This is a genomic window from Actinoplanes sp. NPDC019969 (genome assembly GCF_055562375.1).
This window is the reverse complement of sequence record NZ_JBVHFK010000002.1, coordinates 677,767-699,871: the sequence shown is the minus strand read 5'-3', so window position 1 is coordinate 699,871 and position 22,105 is coordinate 677,767. Positions and strand designations below refer to the sequence as shown.

The 22,105-nt window shown below is 72.2% G+C and carries 19 protein-coding genes; 9 read left to right on the top strand and 10 right to left on the bottom strand.

The window, feature by feature from the left end; genetic code table 11:
* Window positions 1-30: 30 nt before the first annotated feature.
* On the top strand, window positions 31-2,172 hold the full coding sequence (locus ACZ3II_RS09795) for a DEAD/DEAH box helicase (protein WP_465517259.1): 2,142 nt from the start codon (window positions 31-33) through the stop codon (window positions 2,170-2,172).
* Window positions 2,173-2,214: 42 nt separating this feature from the next.
* On the opposite strand, the gene ACZ3II_RS09790 is transcribed toward ACZ3II_RS09795, so the two are convergent.
* From ACZ3II_RS09790 to ACZ3II_RS09775, 4 genes are read right to left on the bottom strand one after another with little or no spacing between them, the layout of a single operon-like run.
* Complete coding sequence (locus ACZ3II_RS09790) at window positions 2,215-2,670, bottom strand: GNAT family N-acetyltransferase (RefSeq protein WP_465517185.1); 456 nt, start codon at window positions 2,668-2,670, stop codon at window positions 2,215-2,217.
* Window positions 2,671-2,701: 31 nt separating this feature from the next.
* Window positions 2,702-3,754, bottom strand: a complete 1,053-nt coding sequence (locus tag ACZ3II_RS09785; RefSeq protein WP_465517184.1) for a nucleotidyl transferase AbiEii/AbiGii toxin family protein — start codon at window positions 3,752-3,754, stop codon at window positions 2,702-2,704.
* Window positions 3,751-4,647: a nucleotidyl transferase AbiEii/AbiGii toxin family protein gene (locus ACZ3II_RS09780; RefSeq protein WP_465517183.1), complete on the bottom strand. Its 897-nt coding sequence runs from the start codon at window positions 4,645-4,647 to the stop codon at window positions 3,751-3,753. Before ACZ3II_RS09780 ends, ACZ3II_RS09785 begins: the two co-directional genes overlap by 4 nt.
* Complete coding sequence (locus ACZ3II_RS09775) at window positions 4,644-5,237, bottom strand: hypothetical protein (protein ID WP_465517182.1); 594 nt, start codon at window positions 5,235-5,237, stop codon at window positions 4,644-4,646. The genes ACZ3II_RS09780 and ACZ3II_RS09775 overlap by 4 nt, the downstream gene beginning before the upstream one ends.
* Before the next feature lie 77 nt (window positions 5,238-5,314).
* On the opposite strand from ACZ3II_RS09775, the gene ACZ3II_RS09770 reads away from it, so the two are divergent.
* Window positions 5,315-5,527 carry a heavy-metal-associated domain-containing protein gene (locus tag ACZ3II_RS09770; protein WP_465517181.1) on the top strand — a complete coding sequence of 71 codons (213 nt, stop codon included), beginning with the start codon at window positions 5,315-5,317 and terminating at the stop codon, window positions 5,525-5,527.
* Window positions 5,520-6,500, top strand: coding sequence for a hypothetical protein (locus ACZ3II_RS09765; RefSeq protein ID WP_465517180.1), 981 nt, complete (start codon window positions 5,520-5,522; stop codon window positions 6,498-6,500). Before ACZ3II_RS09770 ends, ACZ3II_RS09765 begins: the two co-directional genes overlap by 8 nt.
* On the opposite strand, the gene ACZ3II_RS09760 is transcribed toward ACZ3II_RS09765, so the two are convergent.
* The 4 genes from ACZ3II_RS09760 to ACZ3II_RS09745 form a co-directional block, all read right to left on the bottom strand.
* Complete coding sequence (locus tag ACZ3II_RS09760; RefSeq protein WP_465517179.1) at window positions 6,493-7,626, bottom strand: class I SAM-dependent methyltransferase; 1,134 nt, start codon at window positions 7,624-7,626, stop codon at window positions 6,493-6,495. The genes ACZ3II_RS09765 and ACZ3II_RS09760 overlap by 8 nt on opposite strands.
* A gap of 133 nt (window positions 7,627-7,759) precedes the next feature.
* Complete coding sequence (locus ACZ3II_RS09755) at window positions 7,760-9,616, bottom strand: DEAD/DEAH box helicase (RefSeq protein WP_465517178.1); 1,857 nt, start codon at window positions 9,614-9,616, stop codon at window positions 7,760-7,762.
* Between the two features lie 226 nt (window positions 9,617-9,842).
* Window positions 9,843-10,067, bottom strand: a complete 225-nt coding sequence (locus tag ACZ3II_RS09750) for a DUF3107 domain-containing protein (protein ID WP_465517177.1) — start codon at window positions 10,065-10,067, stop codon at window positions 9,843-9,845.
* Window positions 10,068-10,107: 40 nt separating this feature from the next.
* The gene (locus ACZ3II_RS09745; RefSeq protein WP_043531207.1) at window positions 10,108-10,767 is read right to left on the bottom strand and encodes a TetR/AcrR family transcriptional regulator; all 660 of its coding nucleotides are present in this window, start codon (window positions 10,765-10,767) and stop codon (window positions 10,108-10,110) included.
* Window positions 10,768-11,055: 288 nt separating this feature from the next.
* On the opposite strand from ACZ3II_RS09745, the gene ACZ3II_RS09740 reads away from it, so the two are divergent.
* The 6 genes from ACZ3II_RS09740 to ACZ3II_RS09715 all read left to right on the top strand — a co-directional run bounded on the left by ACZ3II_RS09740 (window position 11,056) and on the right by ACZ3II_RS09715 (window position 19,632).
* Window positions 11,056-12,798, top strand: a complete 1,743-nt coding sequence (locus tag ACZ3II_RS09740) for a Daple (RefSeq protein WP_465517176.1) — start codon at window positions 11,056-11,058, stop codon at window positions 12,796-12,798.
* Window positions 12,798-13,742, top strand: a complete 945-nt coding sequence (locus ACZ3II_RS09735; protein WP_465517175.1) for an alpha/beta fold hydrolase — start codon at window positions 12,798-12,800, stop codon at window positions 13,740-13,742. Before ACZ3II_RS09740 ends, ACZ3II_RS09735 begins: the two co-directional genes overlap by 1 nt.
* Before the next feature lie 129 nt (window positions 13,743-13,871).
* Window positions 13,872-14,762, top strand: coding sequence for a DUF3152 domain-containing protein (locus ACZ3II_RS09730; RefSeq protein WP_465517174.1), 891 nt, complete (start codon window positions 13,872-13,874; stop codon window positions 14,760-14,762).
* A gap of 350 nt (window positions 14,763-15,112) precedes the next feature.
* The gene (locus ACZ3II_RS09725) at window positions 15,113-17,437 is read left to right on the top strand and encodes a DUF3152 domain-containing protein (protein ID WP_465517173.1); all 2,325 of its coding nucleotides are present in this window, start codon (window positions 15,113-15,115) and stop codon (window positions 17,435-17,437) included.
* 121 nt (window positions 17,438-17,558) lie between these two features.
* On the top strand, window positions 17,559-18,740 hold the full coding sequence (moeZ, locus tag ACZ3II_RS09720) for an adenylyltransferase/sulfurtransferase MoeZ (protein ID WP_465517172.1): 1,182 nt from the start codon (window positions 17,559-17,561) through the stop codon (window positions 18,738-18,740).
* An 88-nt stretch (window positions 18,741-18,828) separates the two neighbouring features.
* A complete protein-coding gene (locus tag ACZ3II_RS09715; RefSeq protein ID WP_465517171.1) occupies window positions 18,829-19,632 on the top strand; it encodes a prenyltransferase/squalene oxidase repeat-containing protein in 804 nt (267 codons plus the stop codon).
* 8 nt (window positions 19,633-19,640) lie between these two features.
* Here ACZ3II_RS09715 and ACZ3II_RS09710 read toward each other — a convergent pair whose 3' ends face one another.
* Both ACZ3II_RS09710 and ACZ3II_RS09705 read right to left on the bottom strand, forming a co-directional pair.
* The gene (locus tag ACZ3II_RS09710; RefSeq protein WP_465517170.1) at window positions 19,641-20,798 is read right to left on the bottom strand and encodes a glycosyltransferase family 2 protein; all 1,158 of its coding nucleotides are present in this window, start codon (window positions 20,796-20,798) and stop codon (window positions 19,641-19,643) included.
* Window positions 20,795-21,880, bottom strand: coding sequence for a polysaccharide biosynthesis protein (locus ACZ3II_RS09705; RefSeq protein WP_465517169.1), 1,086 nt, complete (start codon window positions 21,878-21,880; stop codon window positions 20,795-20,797). The genes ACZ3II_RS09710 and ACZ3II_RS09705 overlap by 4 nt, the downstream gene beginning before the upstream one ends.
* Between the last annotated feature and the right edge of the window lie 225 nt (window positions 21,881-22,105).

The following is a 22,105-nucleotide window of genomic DNA, read 5'->3' as shown; positions in this document are numbered from 1 at the left end:
TAGACATGCCGGGTGACTGAGACGACACGGATGGCGGCCGGCGAGGCCGAGCGGGCGGCCGTGCGAGAACGAGCCGAGGCGGTGCTCCGCCGCCTCGCCGGTGAGCACGCGGTGCTCCGCGAGGACCAGTGGCGGGCGATCGAGGCGCTCACCGTGGACCGCCGGCGGGTGCTCTGCGTGCAGCGCACGGGATGGGGCAAGTCGGCGGTCTACTTCGTGGCGACCGCGCTGCTGCGTGGCGATGACCGGCCGACCGGCCCGACGGTCATCGTGTCCCCGCTGCTCGCCCTGATGCGCAACCAGGTCGACGCGGCGGCCCGTGCCGGCATCCAGGCCCGCACCATCAACTCGGCGAACCTCGACGAGTGGTCCCTGATCGAGCAGGAGATCCGGGCCGGCGAGGTCGACGTTCTGCTGATCAGCCCGGAGCGGCTCAACAACCCCGATTTCCGGGACAACGTCCTGCCCGGTCTGGCCGGCAGCACCGGCCTGCTGGTGGTCGACGAGGCGCACTGTGTCTCCGACTGGGGTCACGACTTCCGCCCCGACTACCGGCGGTTGCGGACCTTCCTGGCCGGGCTCCCGGCTCGGACTCCGGTGCTCGCCACCACCGCCACCGCGAACGCGCGGGTCACCGCCGACGTCGCCGACCAGCTCGGCGACGCTCTGGTGCTGCGTGGCCCGCTCGAGCGTGACTCGCTGCGCCTGGCCGCGCTGCGCCTGCCGGAGCCCGCACACCGCCTGGCCTGGCTCGCCGACAATCTGGAACGGCTTCCGGGTTCCGGCATCGTCTACACGCTGACCGTCGCCGCGGCTGCCGAGACCGCTGACTTCCTGCGTTCCCGCGGGTTCGAGGTGGCCTCGTACACCGGCCAGGTCGAGGACGCCGAGCGCCGCGCCGCCGAGCAGGCGTTGCTCACCAACAAGATCAAGGCGTTGATCGCCACCTCGGCGCTCGGCATGGGTTTCGACAAGCCCGACCTCGGGTTCGTCGTCCATCTGGGGGCGCCACCGTCGCCGATCGCCTACTACCAGCAGGTCGGCCGAGCCGGCCGGGCCGTGGAGCACGCCGAGGTGGTGCTGCTGCCGGGCCCGGAGGACACCGCGATCTGGCGCTACTTCGCCTCGCTGGCGTTCCCGCCGGAGGACCAGGTGCGGGCCGTGCTGTCCCGGCTCTCCCCGACGCAGCCGATGTCGACGCAAGCCCTGGAGCCGCTCGTCGACCTCCGCCGGACCAGGCTGGAGCTGATGCTCAAGGTCCTCGACGTGGACGGGGCGGTGCGCCGCACCAAGGGCGGTTGGCTGGCGACCGGCGAGCCGTGGACCTACGACGAGGCCCGGTTGCGGCGCGTCGCCGAGGCGCGGGAGGCGGAGCAGAAGACCATGCTCGAGTACGCCGTGACCAGCTCCTGCCGAATGGAGTTCCTCCGCCGCTGCCTGGACGATCCGGAGGCCGCCCCGTGCGGCAGGTGCGACAACTGCGCCGGCCCGCTGTTCGGCCCGGAGGTGTCGAGCGCCGCGCTGGCCGCCGCCGAGGCGTTCCTGGGCCGGCCCGGCACCGAGATCGCGCCGAAGAAGATGTGGCCGACCGGCCTGGCCGCTGTCGGCCTCGATCTGAAGGGCCGCATCGCCCCGGCCGAGCAGATCGAGCCGGGCCGTGCCGTCGGCCGTCTCTCCGACCTCGGCTGGGGGAACCGCTTGCGAGCGGCTGTCGCGCCGGAGTCCCCGGATGCTCCCCTCCCGGCCGACCTGGCCGACGCGGTGATCGAGGTCCTCAAGGCCTGGGCCAGGGGAGACGACGCCTGGAAGCAGCGCCCGGCCGCCGTCGTCGCCGTTTATTCACAGCGTCATCCACAAGTTATCCACAGCCTCGCGGAGCACATCGCCAAGGTCGGCCGGCTGCCCCTGCTCGGTTCCCTGGAGCCCACCGAACCCACGATCTCCACGGATCCGGGCGCCCACCGCGGCAACAGCGCCCAGCGGGTCCGCGCGCTGCACGACGCCTTCACCGTCCCGCCCGCAGTGGCCGCCCAGCTCACCGACCTCGCCGGCCCGGTCCTGCTGATCGACGACCTGGTCGACTCCGGCTGGACGATGACCCTGGCCGGCCGCGCCCTCCGCCGAGCCGGCGCCCCCGGCGTCCTCCCACTGGCCTTGGCGGTCGCCGGGTGAAAGCGCCTGCCGGGTGAAAGCGCCCGCCGGGTGAAAGCCCGATCAGGACTTGCCGAGGATGGCGTTACGGGTGGGCCGGCGGTCGATCTCCATGAACCGGTGGGCACCCGCCAGCTCCTCGAACCCGGATCGGCGGTAGACGTCGTGGGCGTCCTTCGTGGCCAGCAGGAAACGCTGGATGCCCCGCTCGGACAGGTCGGCCAGGATCGTGTCGATCATCCATTTGCCGAGGCCCCGGCCACGGTGGTCGGCGTCCACGAAGACGTCGCAGATCCAGGCGAAGGTGGCGCCGTCGGTGACCGCACGGGCGAACGCCACCTGCTCGTCGCCGGTGAAGACCGAGTAGGGGAGGGAGCCTTCGATCGAGCGGGCCACCAGGTCGTAGGGGCGGTTGGCCGCCCAGTACGACTCGTCGGCCAGCCAGCGGTGCACCCGGCCGAAGTCGACCCGCTTGGGATCGGCGGTCAGGAGGTAACCGTTCCGTACCTGATCTTCCATCAGCACTCCTTCGTGAGCCGGTCGCATCGTGTCACAGCAGCCGATCCGTAGCGGCAGCGAGGCGCTCCAACCACGGACCGTGACCGTCGCCGCCGGGCGCGTCTCCGTCGATCGGCCACTGCCGGATCGCGGCCGGGGTGAGGAGATCCGCCAGCGAGCGGGAGCCGGTGAACCCGGCCGGGAGTGGCGCCTGCGCGCTGAAGGACGGCACCTCGGTCGTGTAGACAGGCGAGGGCTCCAGCGGGGACGGGGCCATCGACGGCTCGGTGCCCAGCGCCACCCGCTGCAGCAGTGGCCGCAGGTGGATGCCGTCCAGCTCGGCCAGCAGCACCGCGTCGTAGAGGTCCTTCATCGCCGACACCCCGTGCGTCTCCTGGTCGGCGGCGAGCCAGTGCAGTTTCCACGCCAGCGACAGCTCCCGGCTCGCTGTCCACAGCCCGACCGGCGGCAGCCCCCCGGCTCGCGGCACCGCTGTGCACACCGGTGGCTCCGGCAGGCGCTCGCCGATCGTGAGGTCGAGTTGCGCGGCGCCGGTCTCCCCGTCCGCCGCCTTCCAGGGGATCTTGATACGGATGCGGCCGCCTTCCGCGCCCGGCTCGTACTCCGCGTAGTCCCAGTCGTGGTCCGAGTCGATCTCGGTGGGGTCGAGGACCAGCCCGTCCGGCGTCCGGGGCTGCCGGGCGATCAGCTCGGGGAACAGCGTCTCCGCGTAGCTCAGTGGATCGTGGGCGGTCTCCTGGGCGGTGGCCCAGTGCAGATCCTCCGGTGGCAGGCGTGGTTTCCACCCACCGGTGTCGAAGTCCTCGAACTCCCAGATCTCGTTGCGGGCCGCCCCGTGCGCCACCTCCGGCCACAGTTGTACGGACGTGAGGCGGTCCACGTACGGAAAAGGGTCCAGATCGTCGTGTTTCCCCCACGGTGGAAGCCAGGTGATCCAGTCCAGGTCGGCGGGTGGGCGGGCCGCGTCGCCGACCCAGGCCGGCATCGTCATGCTGCCGCGCAGCACCAGCACATCGGCCCACGCCGACTCGGCGATCAACGTCAGCACGTGGTCGAGGGCGGCCCGGTGCGCGTGCCCGGTCATGCCGACCACACCAGGCGGTCCGCGGCCGCGCCGAGCCGGGCCAGCCACGGCGCGAGGTCACCGCCGGGCGGGTCGCCCTCGATCTTCCAGTGGGCGATGTTCGCTGGGCGGAGCAGTGGCTCGGCGTCGTCGGCGGCACGCACCATCCGGCGCAGCCGGCGGGACAACGCGATGCCGTCGAGTTCGGCGAGGAGCACGGCGTCGTACACATCCTTCATCGCCGACACCCCGCTCACCGCCTGGTCGACCGTCAGCCAGTGCAGTTTCCAGGCCAGCGACAGCTCCCGGCCTGCCGTCCGCACCGTGACCGGTGGCTGCCCGCCGGCCCGCCGCACGATCGTCTGCACGGCACGGTCCAGCATCACCTCGTCATAGGCGAAATCCATCCGCAGGTCGCCGGTTTCGCCGTTCGCTGTCACCCAGGGGACCATCATCCGGGACTGCGCGATCAGTGGGGACGGCGCGTAGACGTACCCGTTGAGTCTCTCGTAGTAGACGCCTTCGGTGTCGAGGATCACGCCCTCGGGGGTGCGTGGATTCCGGGTGATGAGCGCCCTGATCCGGTCGTGCGTCGACTCGCCGGGGTCGGGGGAGCCGCGCAGGGTACGAGTGGCGCGCTCCGGGTCGGGCTCCTCGAAGGTCCAGATCTCGTGCGGGGTTTCCGCCGCGCAGGGGACGAGATCGCGGCGTTCCAGATGCGGGTACGGATCGAGCAGCTCCACCGGCACCGCGTCGGGCGCCCAGACCACCCAGTCGAGATCGCCGGGCGGCCGGGCCGCGTCCCCCACCCACGACGCCATGGTCATGCTGCCCCGCAGCACCAGGCTCTCCGCCCACGGCGCCTCGGCGACCAGCCCCAGCACATGATCGAGAACCGATCGGTGGGCGCTCACCCGAACCAGCCCGCGTCGAGCCCGGGGTTGTCGTCGACCAGCACATATTCCTGTTCGACCTCGGTCACCTCCCACGCGGACAGCGCGCCCAGCAGCCCGCTCAGGGCGGCCGACGCCTCGGCCTGTCCGGCCCGGTAGCACCGCTGGGTCACGAACCGCTCCTGCACCCCGTCGTCCCGCACCCGCCGCGCGTTCCGCGACAGGTGGGCGTCGTGCCCGGCCGCCGCCGCGCGGACCGGCTCCAGCGGCGTGCCGGCCGGCAGCAGCAGCTTGACGTGATGTTCGAAGTAGAGATCCGGCCGGGCGTCCGCGGCGGTGGCCGGCGCCTCGCGGCCGGACGCGGCGGCCTCCACCTTGAGCCGGGTGACCGAGAACCCGGCGGCGCGCAGGGCGTCGGCGGTCCGGCGGGCGTCGGCCTCGGCGGAGGCGGGGGTGCCGTCGGACAGCCAGCTCAGCATCGGCTGGCTGGCATGGTCGCCCCGGTCCAGCAGGATCCGGGTGTATTTCACCCCGCGCCCGGCGGCCCACGATCGCAGCAGATCGTCGGGCGCGCCGGCGGACACCGTCAGATGGATCTCGTATCGGCTCACGCCCCGCACGTTAACGGCGGGGTATGACACCCCGGTACGCTCGGGGCGGAGTCGTAATCGGCTGAAGGGACCCCATCATGGCCGTGACCAGCACTTTCACCGTGAAGGGCATGACCTGCGCGCACTGCGTCACGTCGGTCACCGAGGAGCTCTCGGCGCTGCCCGGCGTCACCGACGTGGCGGTCGATCTGGCCTCCGGCGGGGTGACGGTGGCGAGCGAGGCGCCGCTCTCCGACGAGGCGGTGCGCACGGCGGTCGACGAGGCCGGCTACGAGCTCGCGGATGCCTGACGAGCAGCCGGGCACCCCGGTCCTGGACGATGAGCCGGCCTTCGGGCTGGCGTCCGGCGATCGGCCGCCGACCGGCGGGTTCCGCTTCGCGGCCATCGGCGCGCTGCTGATCGTCGTGCTTTTCGCGGGGTACGGTCTGGGCCGTCTCAACAGCGGCACCGGCGCGACCAGCCCGGCCGCCGCCCAGCCGGCTCCGTCCGCGAGCGCTTTCGACGAGAGCCAACCGCACGTCCACGGCGCCACCGCCCCGATCGGCGTGGCCGGCAGCGCCCCGGTCGGTGGCCTCTCGCTCAGCGGCAGCGGCCTCACGCTGAGCCCGCTGACCACCGCCTTCGAGGCCGGCAAGCCGCGGAGACTCGAGTTCACGATCAACGGGCCGGGTGGCGCGCCGGTGACCACGTTCGCCGAGGTGCACGACAAGCCACTGCACCTGATCGTGATACGCCGTGACCTCACCGGCTTCCAGCATCTACACCCGGTGATGGCGAGCGACGGCACGTGGAGCATCGACCTCACGCTCGGTGAGCCCGGGCCGTACCGGATGATCGCCGATTTCACCGCCCGGGTCGGCGGCGCCGACGTGGTGACCTCCCTGGGCGCCGACCTGACGGCCGCGGGGGAGTACGCGCCGGTCACGGTTCCCGGTCCGGTGCGGGCGGCGACGGCTGACGGTCTTTCGGTGGGGTACGAGGGAACACCCTCCACCGGGTCCACCCAGCCCCTGCTGATGACCGTCACCGACGCGTCCGGCAAGCCCGCGGCGGTCGAGCCGTACCTGGGCGCCTTCGGTCATCTGGTGGTGCTGCGCCAGGGCGACGTCGGCTATGTCCACGTGCACCCGGAGACCCAACTGGTGGACGGCAGGGTCAAGTTCTGGCTCGCCGCCCCGAGCCCCGGCACCTACCGGATGTTCTTCGACTTCCAGGTCGCCGGGAAGGTGTCCACGGCGGCCTGGACGATCGTCGTCAGCTGATCATCTTCGCCAGCGCCGGCGTCACGCCCCACTGCGTGATCAACTGGTCGTATTCGGCCTTCTGCTCGGCGGTGGGGGCGGCGCCGGTCCGCCGGGCCCGCAGCATCAGGTTGCGCGGGGTGTGCGCCGAGTCGATGAACTCGACCACGTCCACGCGGTAACCGTGCAACCGCAGCAGGGCGGCGCGCAGCGAGTCGGTCAGCACGTCGGCGAACCGTTCCCGCAGGATGGCGTGGCGCGTGACCTCCCCGTACGGCGCAGGGGTGGCATTGCCCTTGAGCTGCGCCGCGATGTCGTGGTGGCAGCACGGGGCGGCCAGCACCCACCGGGCGTCCCAGTCGAGCGCGCGGGCCAGCGCCTGGTCGGTGGCGGTATCGCAGGCGTGCAGCGCGAGCACCAGATCCGGCGCGAACGGCACCTCGGCGTCCTCGATGGTCCCGGCCACGAACGTCACGTCGGCGGAGCAGCCGAGATCGGCGGCGACGGCGTCGTTGCGTACCCGCTGATCCTCGCGGACATCGACCCCGGCGACCCGCACCTCGACGCCGCGCCCGGCCAGATATCGGTAGGCGGCGAAGGTGAGGTACGCGTTTCCGCAGCCCAGGTCGACGACGTGCAGCGGCGACGGCAGCTCCTCGGGCAGCGTCGCGGCGAGCGCCCGCAGGAACGCGTCGATCTGCCGCCGCTTCGCCGCGTTGCCGCCGATCACGTCGAACAACGGGTCGCCCGGGTCGAGCAGCCACTGCTTGGCACGGTCGTGCTCCGGCGCGGCCCCGGTGTTCGCGGCGGCGGCCCGGTGCACCTGGGCGTCGCCCTTCTTGGTGATCCGCACCTGCACGGTCGCCGACTCGGTCTCCACGTGCCAGTTGCCGAACGGCTCGGCCAGCAGCGCGTCGACGGCGGCGGCGGCTTCGGTCCCGTCCACGTTCCGGGTGAACGGCCGCGCCCCGTCGTCGGTGACGATCTGCAGTTTCCGCCCCTGCTTGAGGGTCACCGGCCGCACCTGCGCACGGGTCACCGACGGTGTGTGCCCACGGCGCCGGCCGGCCGCGACGGCCCGGGTCAGGCCGGGCGCGAGCAGTAGTTCCCGCACCTCGGCGAGAACGGATTCGAGCGGTTCTGGCATGGCTCCCCTTCTGCGGGTTACCCCCGGCTGGTTCTCATGGCTGTCTCGGCTCTCGCGAGACAGCCATGAGAACCAGCCGGGTCGGCAGCGCGGCCGATGGCGGCGGTGCGGACCCGGCTGGGTTCGACGTCGATCAGGCGTCGGTGGTGGTGCCCACGCCCGCCTCGGAGCCGCCCGACAGGTCGGCCTCGGCGGTGGTGCTCCGGGTGGTCCGGCGGCGGCGGCGACGCGGAGCGGCGTCGGCCTCGGCGTCATTGCCAGCCGCGGCCGGAGCCTCGGCAGCCGGAGCTTCGGCAGCCGGAGCTTCGGCGGGAGCGGAAGCCTCAGCGGGCTCCTCAGCGGCGGTCGACCCTTCGGAACCCTCGGAGAAGGTCAGCGAGGTCGCCGCGGTCCGGCGGCGGCGCGTCCGGGCCCGGGGAGCGGCCGGAGCCTCCGCAGCGGGCGCGTCGGCGATCTCCGGTGCGGGGACCGCTTCCGACGTGGCGGTCTCGGGCGTGGGCGTACCGGAGCCCTCCTCGACGACCTTGCGGCGACGACGCTGCCGCTTGGGCCGCTCGCCCCCCTCGTCGTCAGCCGCCGGGGCGGTGCCGGAAGCCGGCCTCGAGTCCCCGCCGCGGGAACGGCCGCGGTCCCGGTCCCGATCCCGGCCGCCACGGGTCCGGCCGCCACCACGCCGTCCGACGGTGCCGAGGTCCTCCTCGACCTCCGCGGACAGGCCGGCCCGGCTGCGCGAGGCGGTCGGCAGGGTGCCCGAGATGCCGTCCGGGATGTCCAGGTCGTGATAGAGCGCGGGACTGGTGTGGTACGTCTCCGGGGGCTCCGGCATGGACAGGCCGAGCGACTTGTCGATCAGCACCCAGCGCGGCATGTCCTCCCAGTCCACGAAGGTGACCGCGACACCGGTGGCGCCGGCCCGGCCGGTCCGGCCGATCCGGTGCGTGTAGGTCTCCGGGTCCTCCGGGCAGTCGTAGTTGATCACGTGGGTGACGCCGGAGACGTCCAGGCCACGGGCCGCGACGTCGGTCGCCACCAGCACGTCGATCTTGCCGCTGCGGAACGCCCGCAGCGCCCGCTCGCGCGCGCCCTGGCCCAGGTCGCCGTGGACGGCGGCGACCGCGAACCCGCGGAAGTCGAGGTCCTCGGAGACCCGGTCGGCGGCCCGCTTGGTCCGGGTGAAGATCATCGTGAGGCCGCGGTCCTTGGCCTGCAGGATCCGGGCCACCATCTCCACCTTGTTGAGCGGGTGGGTGCGGTAGACGACCTGCTTGGTCAGCGGCGACGCGGCGCTCTCGGTGGTGTGCCCGGCGTGGATCGTGACCGGGTTGCTCAGGAAGCGGCGGGACAGGGCGACGATCGGATCCGGCATGGTCGCCGAGAACAGCATGGTCTGCCGCTTCTCGGGGATCATCGCGAGGATCTTCTCGACGTCCTCCAGGAAGCCCAGGTCGAGCATCCGGTCGGCCTCGTCGAGCACCAGGGCCTTGATCGAGCCCAGCTTCAGCATCTTCTGCTTGGCCAGGTCGAGCAGACGGCCGGGGGTGCCGACGAGGATCTCGACACCCTTCTTGAGGACCTCGACCTGCGGTTCGTACGCCACTCCGCCGTAGATCGGCAGCACCCGGACGCCCCGGGTGGAACCGGCCGCGGCGAGGTCACGGGCCACCTGCAGGCCCAGCTCACGGGTCGGAACGACGATCAGGGCCTGCGGCTGGCCGTCGGCGCCCTCGGACGGGGCGGTGACGCGCTCGAGCAGGGGCAGGCCGAACCCGAGGGTCTTGCCGGTGCCGGTCGGCGCCTGGCCGATCAGGTCGGTGCCGCGCAGCGCGATCGGCAGCGCGTATTCCTGGATGGCGAACGCGTGGGTGATGCCGGCCTTGGCCAGGGCTTCCACCGTCTCCGCCCGGACGCCCAGCTCAGCGAAGGTGGGGCTGTCGGGACGGACCGGAGCGCGGGTGACGACGGGAATCAGAGCTTGCTCATTGTCGGTCATGAAGTTTTACGGGTGCCCTCTCGTGGTGCGCCCGTCGGATAAGTCTTTGGGCGCGATCTCGTATAGGCGCGGGCCGCACGCTCGAAAGCGGGCCACACGCGGGTCGCCGGGTCGACAGATCGACGGGGCGACACGAGCCACTCTACCCGACCTGGTAGCAGGCGCACCTAAGAGAGAGTTACGGGAGGGTGCCCTGGGATCAGGGCACCCGCGCCGTCGTCGAAACTCAGCGAGTGGTGAAACCGAACGGGCGGTGCGACGCCTCGGCGATCTCCACGTAGGCCACCTTGGCGACCGGGATGATCACCTTGCGGCCCTTCTCGTCAGTGAGCGACAGGACGCCGTCCTTGGCCAGGGCCTCGGTCACCGCCTGCTCGACCTCCGCCGGGGTCTGGGCGCTCTCGAGCACCAGCTCACGCGGCGACTGCTGCACGCCGATCTTGACCTCCACGGGGTCCCTCCTCAAAAGATCCGTATACCCGATCGAAAGGCTATCCGATTTCCGGCGCCATTCCGGCCGTTGAACCGCCCTGCAGCGGGAAGCTGGCGATCCCGCGCCAGATCAGCGCAGCTACGAGCGCTTCGGCTTCAGCTTTGGGCGTACGCCGCCCGTTCGCCAGCCAGAACTGAGCGGCCTGCCCGGCCGCCCCGGCGAGACCCGAGGCGAGCAGCTCGGCCTGGTCCGGCCGCAGCCCCGTGTCGGAGATGATGGTGTCCGTCACAGCGGCGATGCAGCCCTGCTCGACCCGTTCCACCCGCTGGCGGACCTGGGGGTCGTTGCGCAGGTCCGACTCGAAGACGAGCCGGAACGCCTCGCTCTCGTGATCCATGAAGTCGAAGTACGCCCGGACGGCGCCCTTCACACGCTCCTTGTTGTCCGGAGACGCCTGCATGGCCCCGCGCACCTTGGCGATTATCGCGTCGCAGTGCGTGTCCAGGAGGGCCAGATAGAGCTCCAGCTTGCCGGGGAAGTGCTGGTAGAGAACGGGCTTCGAGACGCCCGCCCGCTCCGCGATGTCGTCCATCGCGGCGGCGTGGTAGCCGTGGGCGACGAAGATCTGCTGCGCGGCGGCCAGCAACTGCTTGCGGCGCGCCGAACGGGGCAGGCGGGTGGGTCGTGCGGTCTGTGGCCCGCCGGACGCAGCGGTCATTTCTGTGAACCTCCAGGGGGGTCGGGTCCCCGCGGTCTGTCGTCTCGGATTGCCCGGATCGGCGCATGTCGCGGTCGTGCGGGCAATTGTCGCGACGCTGCAACTTATCGCCACTGCAACGACACGGTAGCCTCAGCGGGGGCGAGCGAGGAGCACGCGGTGGATGAATCAGGGCATTCCGGGGACACCGGGGCCTCAGCGGGTGGCAACGGCGCCGACTCGCATGACCGCACACGGGTGAACGGCTGGACGGGTAACGACAGTCCGTGGGCCAACACGGGAGCGTCATTGGAGCAGGGAGTGGACACGCCGCCGTGGCGGCGCCCGTCGGACGGGCGCGTCTTCGGCCGGCCGCAGGTTCCGGCCGAGCGGCCCTTCGGGGTCACGCCGCCGGCCGATGTGCCCGCACCCCCACCGGGTCCGGAGGTTCCCCCGTCCGAGGGGTGGCCCGCCGACCGGGACAGGCTCGCCGACATCCTCGGCCACCGGCCGCCGCCCGGGGGCGTCCCGATGCCGCCGAGCAGCGCCCCGCCGTACCCGTACGAGGGCGACCTCGACGACTCCTACCCGCAGCGGGCCGCCGTGCCGATGCCCCGCCCGGACTGGCTCCCCGAGCCGGTCACGCCGCCGGCGCCACCGGTCGTGCCGGAGCCCGTCCGCTCCCGGCACGCCCTGGTCACCGACACCCTGGCACAGGGGCTGCCGCAACTGGACAACCCGCTCGCCGAGTCCTCGGCGTACGATTCGCCGAGCTTTCAGCGCACACCGACCCACGCCCCGCCGACCTTCGAGGATCCCGCCGGCGTCGAGACCGATGCCGACAGCGAGGCGAACGGGGTCCTGCCGCAGCGCGTCCCGGCCCAGCCGGACGTCCCGAGAGTTCCGGAGCCGCCCTCCGTGGAGCCGTCGGCCGAAGCGCCCGCACTGGCGCGCATCGCGACGCACCTGCGTCGCGGTGACGTCGTGCCCGCCCAGGAACGCCAGGAGGGCTTCGACGTCCAGGACATCCTCGCCGCCGTGCGCGAGGTCGACGGCGTGCGGGACGCGTCGCTGCGGGCCACCCCCGCGGGCGCGCACAGCCTGCGCCTCGACCTCGCCGACGGCGCCGACCCGGCCGAGGTGAGCCGCCAGGTCGCCCGCCTCCTGCAGGACCGGATGGGCCTCGACGCGGCCATGCCGGGCGACCCGCCGGCCGCGCTCCGGCCGTCCGGCGCCCCGGTCTCGTCCCCGCGGAACCCGCTGCTGCCCAGCCAGCCGGTCCGGGCGGCCGCCGCGGCCGCGCCGGTCTCCAGCCCGGTCCGCCCGGTGTCGAGCCCCGCCCGGCCCGTGTCCAGTCCGATCCGGCCGGTGTCGAGTCCGGCCGCGCCGGTCTCCAGCCCGGTCCGCCCGGTGTCGAGCCCGGCCCGGCCGGTCTCCAGCCCGGTTCGGCCGGTGTCGAGTCCAGCGGCGCCGGTGTCGAGTCCGGCCGCGCCCGTCTCGAGCCCGCCCGTGCCGGTGTCCAGCCCACCTGCTCCGGCTCCGGCGCCTGCCCCGGCGCCCGTGGCCGCGCCGATCAGCACCCCGGCCGCTCTGGTTCCCGCCGACGCCTCCAAGCCCCGGCCGCTGGACCCGGGCGGCAACCCCGGCCCCCGCGTGATCATCGAGAACGTGCACGTCAACACGTTCGGCGCGGACGCGACCGTGGAGGTTCGGCTGCGCGCCGGCGGGCGGACCGCATCCGGCGTCGCCACCGGCCCCGCCGTCGACGGCTACCTGCTTCGCCTCTGCGCCACCGCCACCGCCGGCGCTGTCGACGACCTGCTCGCCGGCTCCGAGCACCCGGACGGCCCGGCCCGCTGTTTCGTCGAGCACGCCGCGGCGGTCTCGTTCGGCCCGATGCAGGTCGCCGTGGTCGTGCTGCTGCTCTCCTGCGGCGGCGGCTGGGTCGAGCAGCTCGCCGGCTCGGCGGTGGTGACCGGTGACGATCGGCACGCCATGGTGCGCGCCACATTGGCGGCGGTCAACCGCCGGCTCGAGGCACTCTTGGCTTGATGAGGGGTGCGATTCTGGCCGACGACAGCGCGCTGTTGCCGGCGGGTGAGGTTCCGCCACCGTGGCCCGCGCGCCGGGTCACCGTGGCCGGCTCGATGCTGCATGTCCGGGACACGCCCGGCCAGAGTCCCGGCGCCGAGCCCGCGGTCTACGTGCACGGGCTCGGCGGTTCCTCGCAGAATTTCACCGACCTGGCCGGGCTGCTCGCCGACCGGCTCGACGGGCAGGCGGTCGACCTGCCCGGCTTCGGCTACAGCGATCCCAGCCCGCGCTATTCGATCGCCGCTTTCGCCGACACCCTGATCGGCTATCTGGAGCAGGCCGGCCGGGGCCCGGTGCACCTGATCGGCAATTCGCTCGGTGGCTCCATCTCGGTGCGGGTCGCCGCGCTCCGTCCCGACCTCGTCCGGACGCTCACCCTGATCTCCCCGGCGATGCCGTTCCTCGACCCCCGCCGCACCGCGCAGGGTCCGGTCCTGCCGCTGCTGGCCGTGCCGGGCGCCGAGCGCCTGATGGCGTGGGCGCTCACCCGGATCACCGCCGAGCAGATGGCCGAGCAGGTGCTGGCCGCCTGTTTCGGCGACACCACGAAGGTGCATCCGCAGCGCCGCGCCGAGGCGATGGAGGAGATCCAGCTCCGCTACACGGTCGCGCACTACCCCCGGGCCTACCTCGGCACGCTGCGTGGCCTGGTCGGGAGCTTCCTCCGGGCGTACCTTCCAGGGCTCAACTCCCAGTGGCGCCTGGCCGCCCGGATCACGGCGCCCACCCTGGTCATCGGCGGCCTCAACGACCGCCTGGTCGATCCACGGGTGCCGGCCCAGGTCGCCCGCGTCGTCCCGGACGGCCGCCTGCTGATTCTCCCCGGCGTCGGCCACGTCGCCCAGATGGAGGTGCCGCGCCTGGTGGCTCGCGGCATCGTCGGGCTTCTCGACGACCTTTAACCCTTCTTGGTACGGGTCACCGACCCGTCCTCACGTCTCACCGTCCCGTGTGGTTGCACGATGTAACAAGGCGCACAAGATCGGCCCGGGGTAGGTGCGGTGCACGTTTTGGTGCGACTCTGAAGGCCCATGATCTCGCCTGCCCCGTCGCCCGCCCACCGGCGGCCCACATCCTCCGGCGACCGGTGGCGGCAATCCTGGCTGATCGCCCTCGGAGCGACGTTGGTGCTGCTCATCGCCGTCGTGATCGGGCGGCAGTTCGGCAGCGACCCGGGTCCGGCCGGGCAGCCGGCAGCGGCCGCGTCGCCCGCCGCCCGCCCGCCGGAATCCGCCGCCCCGGAGAGTTCCGCGAGCCCGGCGCCGGTCCTGGAATCCGCCACCCCGGCCCCCACGATCTTCCCGGCCGACAACGTGCTGCAGATGCCCGGGAACGTTCCGGTGCAGGGCAGTGGCCAGTTCCAGTACGCGACCACCCGCGGCCCGGTCGCCGGCACCAAGGGCACTGTTCGCCGGTTCAAGGTGGCCGTCGAGAAGGGCAGCGGCGAGGACGTCGCCGCGTTCACCGCGCAGGTCCGGGCGACCCTGGAGGACTCTCGCAGCTGGGTCGGCGCCGGCCGTTTCCGCCTGCAGCTGGTGACCGGCGCGGAGAAGGCGGACTTCACCGTCTACCTCGCCACCCGGGAGACCGCCGGCCGGATGTGCCGGCAGGGCGGCACGAACATCCGGATCGGCGGCGTGCCGTACACCTCGTGCCGGGCCACCGGCAAAGCCATCATCAACCTGGACCGCTGGCGCCGATCCGCCCCCACGTACGTCGAGTCGCGGACCAGCCTCGCCGAGTACCGCCGCTACGTGATCAACCACGAGGTCGGCCACGAGTTCGGCCACCGCCACGAGGGCTGCCCGAAGGCCGGCGGCCCGGCCCCGGTGATGGTGCAGCAGACCCTGACCCTGCGCGGTTGCAAGCCCTACTCCTGGCCCCGCCGCAACAACGCGGACTTCTCCGGTCCCGGCCTCTGACCCGCCACCGGCTGGTTCTCATGGCTGTCTCCACCGCCCGGAGACAGCCATGAGAGCCAGCCGAGGTCTTCGACGGCCGCCTCCGGTGGGGTGGGTGGGGCTGGCGGGGGTGTCGGCACTTCCGGTACGGAAATGCGAAAGTCCTGTGACAGGCGGTGAGTCGTGGCAGGCTTTCGCTTGCTATGGCAAACGCGACAAATGGCCCCGTTGACCCGAACGCCGGCATCGACCGGCGTGGTCGAGGCGAGCGTTCCCGCACACAGGCGACTCCTGCGACGCCGGACACGCCCTCTGTCACGCCGGCCCGGCGTACCCGCACCGTGGCGGCGACCGCCACAGCGAAGCCGTCGGTGACGGCCCCGGCCGAACCCGCCCGCAAGACAGCGCGCAGGTCCGCGCCCGACGGAGAGCCCACGGCCCGCCGGAAGCCGGACACCGGCGAGTCTCCGGTCAAGTCCACGTCGTCCCGTACGGCGACCGGCCGGGCCCCGGCCCGCAAGACCACCACGGTCAAGGCCCCGGCGGAACCGGACACCACGGTGCGGCCGGCCCGCCGCCGGACCGCCGCTACGGCGGAGCCCACCGGGCCCGGTCACCTGGACGCCGGGGAGCTGCCGGGCCGTCGACGGTCCGCCGCCGCGTCCGGTGACCTGGAGGCCGCGGAGCCGCCGGCCCGTCGCCGGACCGCCGCCGCTGCGGAATCCGCCGGGTTCGAGGGCCCGGCGCCGACCGGAGCAGCGCGCTCACGCCGTACCGCCAGGTCCGAAGAAGCTGCTCCGCCCGCCGAAGGCGAGACGGAGAGCGCTGCTCCGCCGCCGGAGATGACCCGCGGCATCCTGGAGCTGGCCGCTGAGCGCCTGGCCGCCTCGAAGCCGCGTCCGGCCGAACCGGAGCCGCCCCGCCCGGCCGCTGACGACCCGATGGCCGACCCCGGAGCGTTCGTGAACCCCCGGGCCGCCGGCGCGCGCCGGTCGAGCCGTTCCGGAGCGTCCGGGCCCGGTTTCCGTGCCGGTCCCGGCACCACCCGGCCCGGCACGGGTGGCCGCCCGCCGCTGACGTCCCGTCCGCCTACCGGCCCGCCGGAAGCCCTGCGGCCGCAGGACGTGGACTCGGATCGCTGGGACGGCCTGGCCGCCCCGAACGGCTTCCTGGGACGGCCCGATCGGGGAGACGAGCCCGCGTTCCTCGACCAGCCCGGCGCGCACCGGGCGCCGGCCGAACGGGAACCGGCCCCCGGCTTCCCGGCTGCCTTGGAAGCACCGCTCCCACCTGCTCCGGGGTGGGAGCAGGGCTCCGGTCCGGAAGCATCGCTCGCGGAGACATCGCCGGAGAGCCGGTACCCGCAGACCAGGAACCGGCCGGGCCTGCCGCCGAGCCTGCGGCTGCCTGTGGAACTCCCGGACAACCTGTGGCCGCCCCGCAACCTGCTGGAGCGCAACCTCGCCGAGAACATCCACGTCCCGGCGGCGGTCCCGCCCCGCCCCGGCGAACCGGCCACCGGTTTCGAGACGCCGCCGGGGGCCGCGGCCCCCGGTTTCGAGAGGCCGCGGGCAGACGCGGCCACCGGTTTCGAGACGCCGCCGGGGGCCGCGGCCCCCGGCTTCGAGAGGCCGCGGGCAGACGCCGCTACCACCTTTGAGGCGCCGCCGGCGGAAGCCGCCACCGAGGAACGCCCCGGCATGGCGGTCCGCGAGACCACCGCGCCCGTCGTGCACGAGCCGATCTACGTACCGGCCGCCGAACGCCCTCACCGGCGTGCCGAGGCCGAACCCGGGATCGAGCCCGAGCACCACGACTTCCTGCCCTCGGTGCTCTCGCGCGGGGACACCGATGCCGAGTACGTCCCGGCGCACTCCCGCACCGACCCGCCGGCCCGTCACGCGGCCCCGGAGAAGCGCGTCCGCTGGCGCCGGCGAGCAGTGCTCGTGGCGTACCTCCTGCTGGTGCTCGCCGTCCTCGTCGCCGGCCACGAGCTGCGCAACGAGGAGCAGCCCGTCGCACCCGGCGGGGAGTCCGCACAACGCGCCGCCGAACCGGCGGAGATCCGCCCCGCACCGAACGTGACCGCCGCCGAGCCGCTGCGGACCGGTGACAGCGAGGCGGTGGCAGCGGCGAAATCAGGCGATTTCGAGTACGCGAACACCCGCGGCCCGATGCTCGGCACCGGCGGCCGGCTGTACCGGTTCCGGGTAGCGGTCGAGGAGATCGTCGAGGGCACGTCGCCGGGCGAGTTCGCCGAGGCGATCGACGACACCCTGGGCGACGACCGGAGCTGGACCAACAAGGGCCGGTTGCGGCTGCGCCGGGTGCCGAAGGCCGCCGACGCGGATTTCACGGTCTATCTGGCCTCGGCGAAGACCTCGGAGCGGATGTGCGCGGGCGGCGGCCTGGACACCGAGGGTTACACCTCGTGCCGGGTCCCGGGCCAGGTCATCATCAACGCCGACCGCTGGGACGGCGCGGTGCCCGACTACGAGGGCGAACTGGACGTCTACCGGCGTTACACGATCAACCACGAGGTCGGTCACGAGCTCGGGCACGGGCACGAGGCCTGCCCCGGCAAGGGTGAGCCGGCGCCGGTGATGCAGCAGCAGACCTTCGGCCTGAAGGGCTGCACAGCGAACGCGTGGCCCTATCTGGACGGCAAGCGTTACGCCGGCAAGCCGATAGCGTGAATTATTCCGCGATCCCGCATGTCGGGCCCGTGGCCAACGTCATGGGTGAGCGTGCGGGAATCGAGCGACAATGGGCGGCGTTCCAACACATCCGAATCCACCGAACCCCGGGGAGTGAACTGTGGCTCTGCCCCCGCTCGTCGAGCCGGCCGCCGAGCTGAGCGTCGACGAGATCCGCCGCTATTCGCGTCACCTGATCATCCCCGATGTCGGGATGGACGGGCAGAAGCGGCTGAAGAACGCGAAGGTCCTCGCCGTCGGCGCGGGCGGCCTCGGCTCGCCGACCCTGCTCTACCTGGCCGCGGCCGGCGTGGGCACGCTCGGCATCATCGACTTCGACACCGTCGACGAGTCCAACCTCCAGCGCCAGATCATCCACGGCGTCTCCGACATCGGCACGCCCAAGGCGGAGTCCGCGGCCCGCAGCATCGCCGAGGTCAACCCGCTGGTGAACGTGGTCATCCACAACACCGCGCTGGACCGGGACAACGTCAAGGAGATCTTCTCCCAGTACGACCTGATCGTCGACGGCACCGACAACTTCGCGACCCGTTACATGGTGAACGACGCCGCGGTGCTGCTCGGCAAGCCGTACGTCTGGGGTTCGATCTACCGCTTCGACGGCCAGGCCTCGGTCTTCTGGGAGGAGCACGGTCCCTGCTACCGCTGCCTCTACCCGGAGCCCCCGCCGCCCGGCATGGTCCCGAGCTGCGCCGAGGGCGGCGTGCTGGGCGTGCTCTGCGCGTCGATCGGCTCGATCCAGGTCAACGAGGCGATCAAGCTGATCACCGGCATCGGTGAGCCGCTGGTCGGCAGCCTGGTCGTCTACGACGCCCTGGAGATGACCCACCGCAAGATCAAGGTGCGCAAGGACCCGAACTGCGCGCTCTGCGGGGAGAACCCGACCGTCACCGACCTGCTCGAGGACTACGAGGACTTCTGCGGCGGGGTCTCGGTCGAGGCGCAGGAGGCGGCGTCCGGCGCCACCATCACCGTCCGCGAGCTCAAGGACTGGCAGGACAGCGGCAAGGACATCTTCCTCGTCGACGTTCGCGAGCCCGCCGAGTGGGAGATCAACCGGATCCCCGGCGCGGTGCTGATCCCCAAGGGCGAGATCCTGTCCGGTGAGGCGCTCGCGAAGTTCCCGCAGGACAAGCAGATCGTCCTGCACTGCAAGTCGGGCGTGCGCTCGGCGGAGGCGCTGGCCGCGATCAAGGCGGCCGGCTTCAAGGATGCCGTCCACGTGCAGGGCGGCATCGTCTCCTGGGTCAACAACATCGACCCGTCCCTCCCGTCGTACTGATCCATGCCCCCAGGGGGGTCACCAACGGGTGACTCCCCTGGGTGGGACGGGCCTGCGGTTCGCCGATCCGGCCGGTACCGTCTTTACCGTGATCGATATAGATGCCGCGATCGGTTACGTGGTCGCCCATGGTGATCCGGTGGAACGGGCGCGGTTGTCGCATCTGCGCACCGGACATCCGGCCCCGCCGGAGGCCATGGTCCGGATCGCCTCCGGGCAGATGGCCGAGGGCGGCTGGCCCGCCTCCGCCGACGGCGCGATCCCGTCGATCGACGCCACCTGTTTCCGGCTCGCCGAGCTCGACGACATCGGCGCTCTCGACGACGCGGTCGGGGTGCGCGCCCTGCACTGGCTGGCCGGCGCGCAGCGCGGCGACGGGACCTGGCAGGAGCACGAGTCGCTCGCCGACCAGGCGCCGCCGTGGGCGCTGCCCGGCGATCCCGAGGCGACCCTCTACCTGACCTCGGTCGCCGGTTTCTGGCTGACCGCGGCAGCGGTCCGGATCGACCCTCACCAGACCCGATCACCGTGGGGCGAGGTGTTGCGGTCGGCTGCCGGGTGGGTGGTCTCCCGACTGCGCCCGGACGGTACGTGGCCCTCGTTCCTGGCGACCGGCTGGCACGCCGCCGGCCTGTTGCACCAGCAGCAGTTCTACTACGAGTCGGCCCGCGTCCAGCAGATCCTCGGCGACCGCCTGCCGGACATGTCGCCGGCCGATGTCGCCTCGATGGCGGCCGCGCTGCGCCGGGTCAACCTGGGCGACGACTGGCTGCTGCAGAGCGCCCGCAAACGGCTGGCCGCGACCCAGCGTGTCGACGGCGGCTGGGACAGCAACGAAGGCCCGCTCTTCGACGTCAACATCACGCTGACGGCGCTGCGGGCCTGTCGCTGAGGATCCTGTTACGCGGCGGCGGAGACGCGGGGACGGCTGGTGCGGATGAAACCGATGTTGCGGTCGGCGACGGCCATCCGGACGTACCAGATCGCTCCGAGCGGCGTCATGACCAAGCTGTTGAACAGCGAGTAGAGCGGCAGCAGGGCGAGCATCATGGTCCGGACCCGCCAGTGGACGATCACGGTCGCGATCGCGTGCATCGTGAAGATTCCCAGCAGCGCCCAGCCGCCGGTCGCCAGGGTGATCCAGCGGAACGGCAGGCCGAGCGTGGTCACCACCGCGCCGTAGAGCCAGAAGAACGGGTGCCGGACCAGCAGGTGCAGGTTCATCACGAACAGCCGGAACTCGCCACCGGACCAGGCCAGACGCTGCCGGTACCAGCTCTTGAAGGTCTCCGGCACGGCGGTGCGAACGGCGAACGGCAGGTGCCCGACCCGGTAGTGGAGAGCCTTCGCCAGCAGGCCGGCCTCGACGTCGTTGCCCTGGAAGAACAGCGAGTGGCGGCGCATCACCTCGCGGTGCGCCTCGGTACGGGCCACGTGGCAGGCGCCGGACACCTGCCACGGCGCGATGAGACGCAGCTTCATCGCACTGCGGTACTCGTAGGACTGCAGGCGGCCGAGCACCGACGCGGTGTTCGTGGGCACCAGCGGCACGGACGCGAAGTCGTACCCGTTGGCCGCGAGCATCCCCACCAGAACGCCGAACGGCTCGTCGGTGACGCTGTCCGCGTCGATGCACACCACGTAGGGAGCGCGCACGATCTTCTCGAGCGCTTCCCGGACCAGCATGTCCCGAGCCGCGCCGGAGGTCGCGCGTTTGCCGTTCGCCCCGATCCCGCCGGCCACGGCGGCGGCCCGGTAGATCCGGAAACCGTGCTCGCCGGCGATGGCGGCGAGATCACGGTAGAACTCGGGGCTCTCGCCGTTCGTCGTGCACAGCAGCACCCGGTCGCCGTACTGGCGCAGGTACTCCACGTTCTCCAGATAGGTGACCGAACCGTAGATCGGGACCAGCACCTCGAAGTCCTCGACCGGCGTGCCGCTGGACGGCTTGCGGCCGCCGAACGCGGCGACCAGCGTCGGGGAACGGTCGATCAGCACCCAGACCACCGGGATCACCAGGAACGACACGACGAAGACGGACCAGGAGACATCGGTCATCGGGCGCCGACCAGGTCCGCGGCGGAGCTGTGGACCAGATCCCAGAGCCGGTCGCGCAGTTCCTCGTCGGACAGCACGGTCACGTCGCCGGTGAGCCGGTCCACCTCGTCCAGCAGGCCGGCCGGGGCGGGGCCGTTGGCGATCACCGCGGAAACACGGGCGTGCCGGGTCGCGGTGAGGTTCTCGATCCCGTCCAGCAGTTCCTCGTGCAGCTTCTCGCCGGAGCGCAGGCCGGTGTAGACGATCTCCGGTGTCACCCGCAGGTCGGCGGCGAACCGGCGGACCAGGTCCTCGATGCCGACCGGGTCGCCCATGTCGAGCACGTACGTCTCGCCGGCCTGTGCCATCTCGCCGGCTTCGATCACGAGGCTGGCCGCCTCCGGGATCGTCATGAAGTAGCGGGTGATCCGCGGGTCGGTGATGGTGACCGGGAGATCGTTGCTGAGCTGCCAGTGCAGGGTCGGCAGGAAGGAGCCGCGGCTGCCGAGGACGTTGCCGAACCGTACCGAGGCCACCCGCATCCGGCCGCCGGACCGGGCCGCCACGACCCGCTCGGCGAGTCGTTTGGTGGCGCCGAGAACGCTGGTGGGTGCGGCCGCCTTGTCGGTGGAGATGTTGACGAACGTGCCGGTCCCGGCCTCCGCGGCGGCGGCGATCACGTTGGCGGTGCCGACGAGGTTGGTCTTGATGCCCTCGGCCGGGTACCGCTCGAGCAGCGGCAGGTGCTTGTGCGCGGCGGCGTGGAAGACGACGTCCGGCCGAATCGTGGCCATCAGCCGGCGCAGCACCTCGCCGTCCCGGATGTCGGCCAGCACCGTACGGTCGTCGTCCAGCAGCCCGTGGCCGTTCAGTTCGACCTGGAGGCTGTGCAGCGCGCCCTCGTCGTGGTCGAGCAGGTAGACCGGGCCGGGGGAGAGCCGGTGCAACTGCCGGACGATCTCACTGCCGATCGACCCGCCGGCGCCGGTGACGAGTACGGAACGGTCTTTCACCGACGCCCGCGCTGCGGCGCTGTAGCTGGGGTCGGTGTCCTTGCCGAGCATCCGGGCAAGAGTGGCCGGATCGGCCAGGAACTTGTGCATCGAGCGATCTCCTTGGTTAACCAAGGACGTCGGTTTCGCCGCTGGCTCCCCGCCGGACATGGGCGACCAACTCGCCCGGCGGTTCAGTGCCTCGCCCACGGCCTCATGCGGGCCGCATGTGAATATCCTTCCTTCGCCATAGATTCCCGGCATCAGCCGATCAGTCGGTATCAGGGGGTTTTGCGGGGACTCTCCAGGAGCGCGGCGAGTCAGTCACTCTCTGTG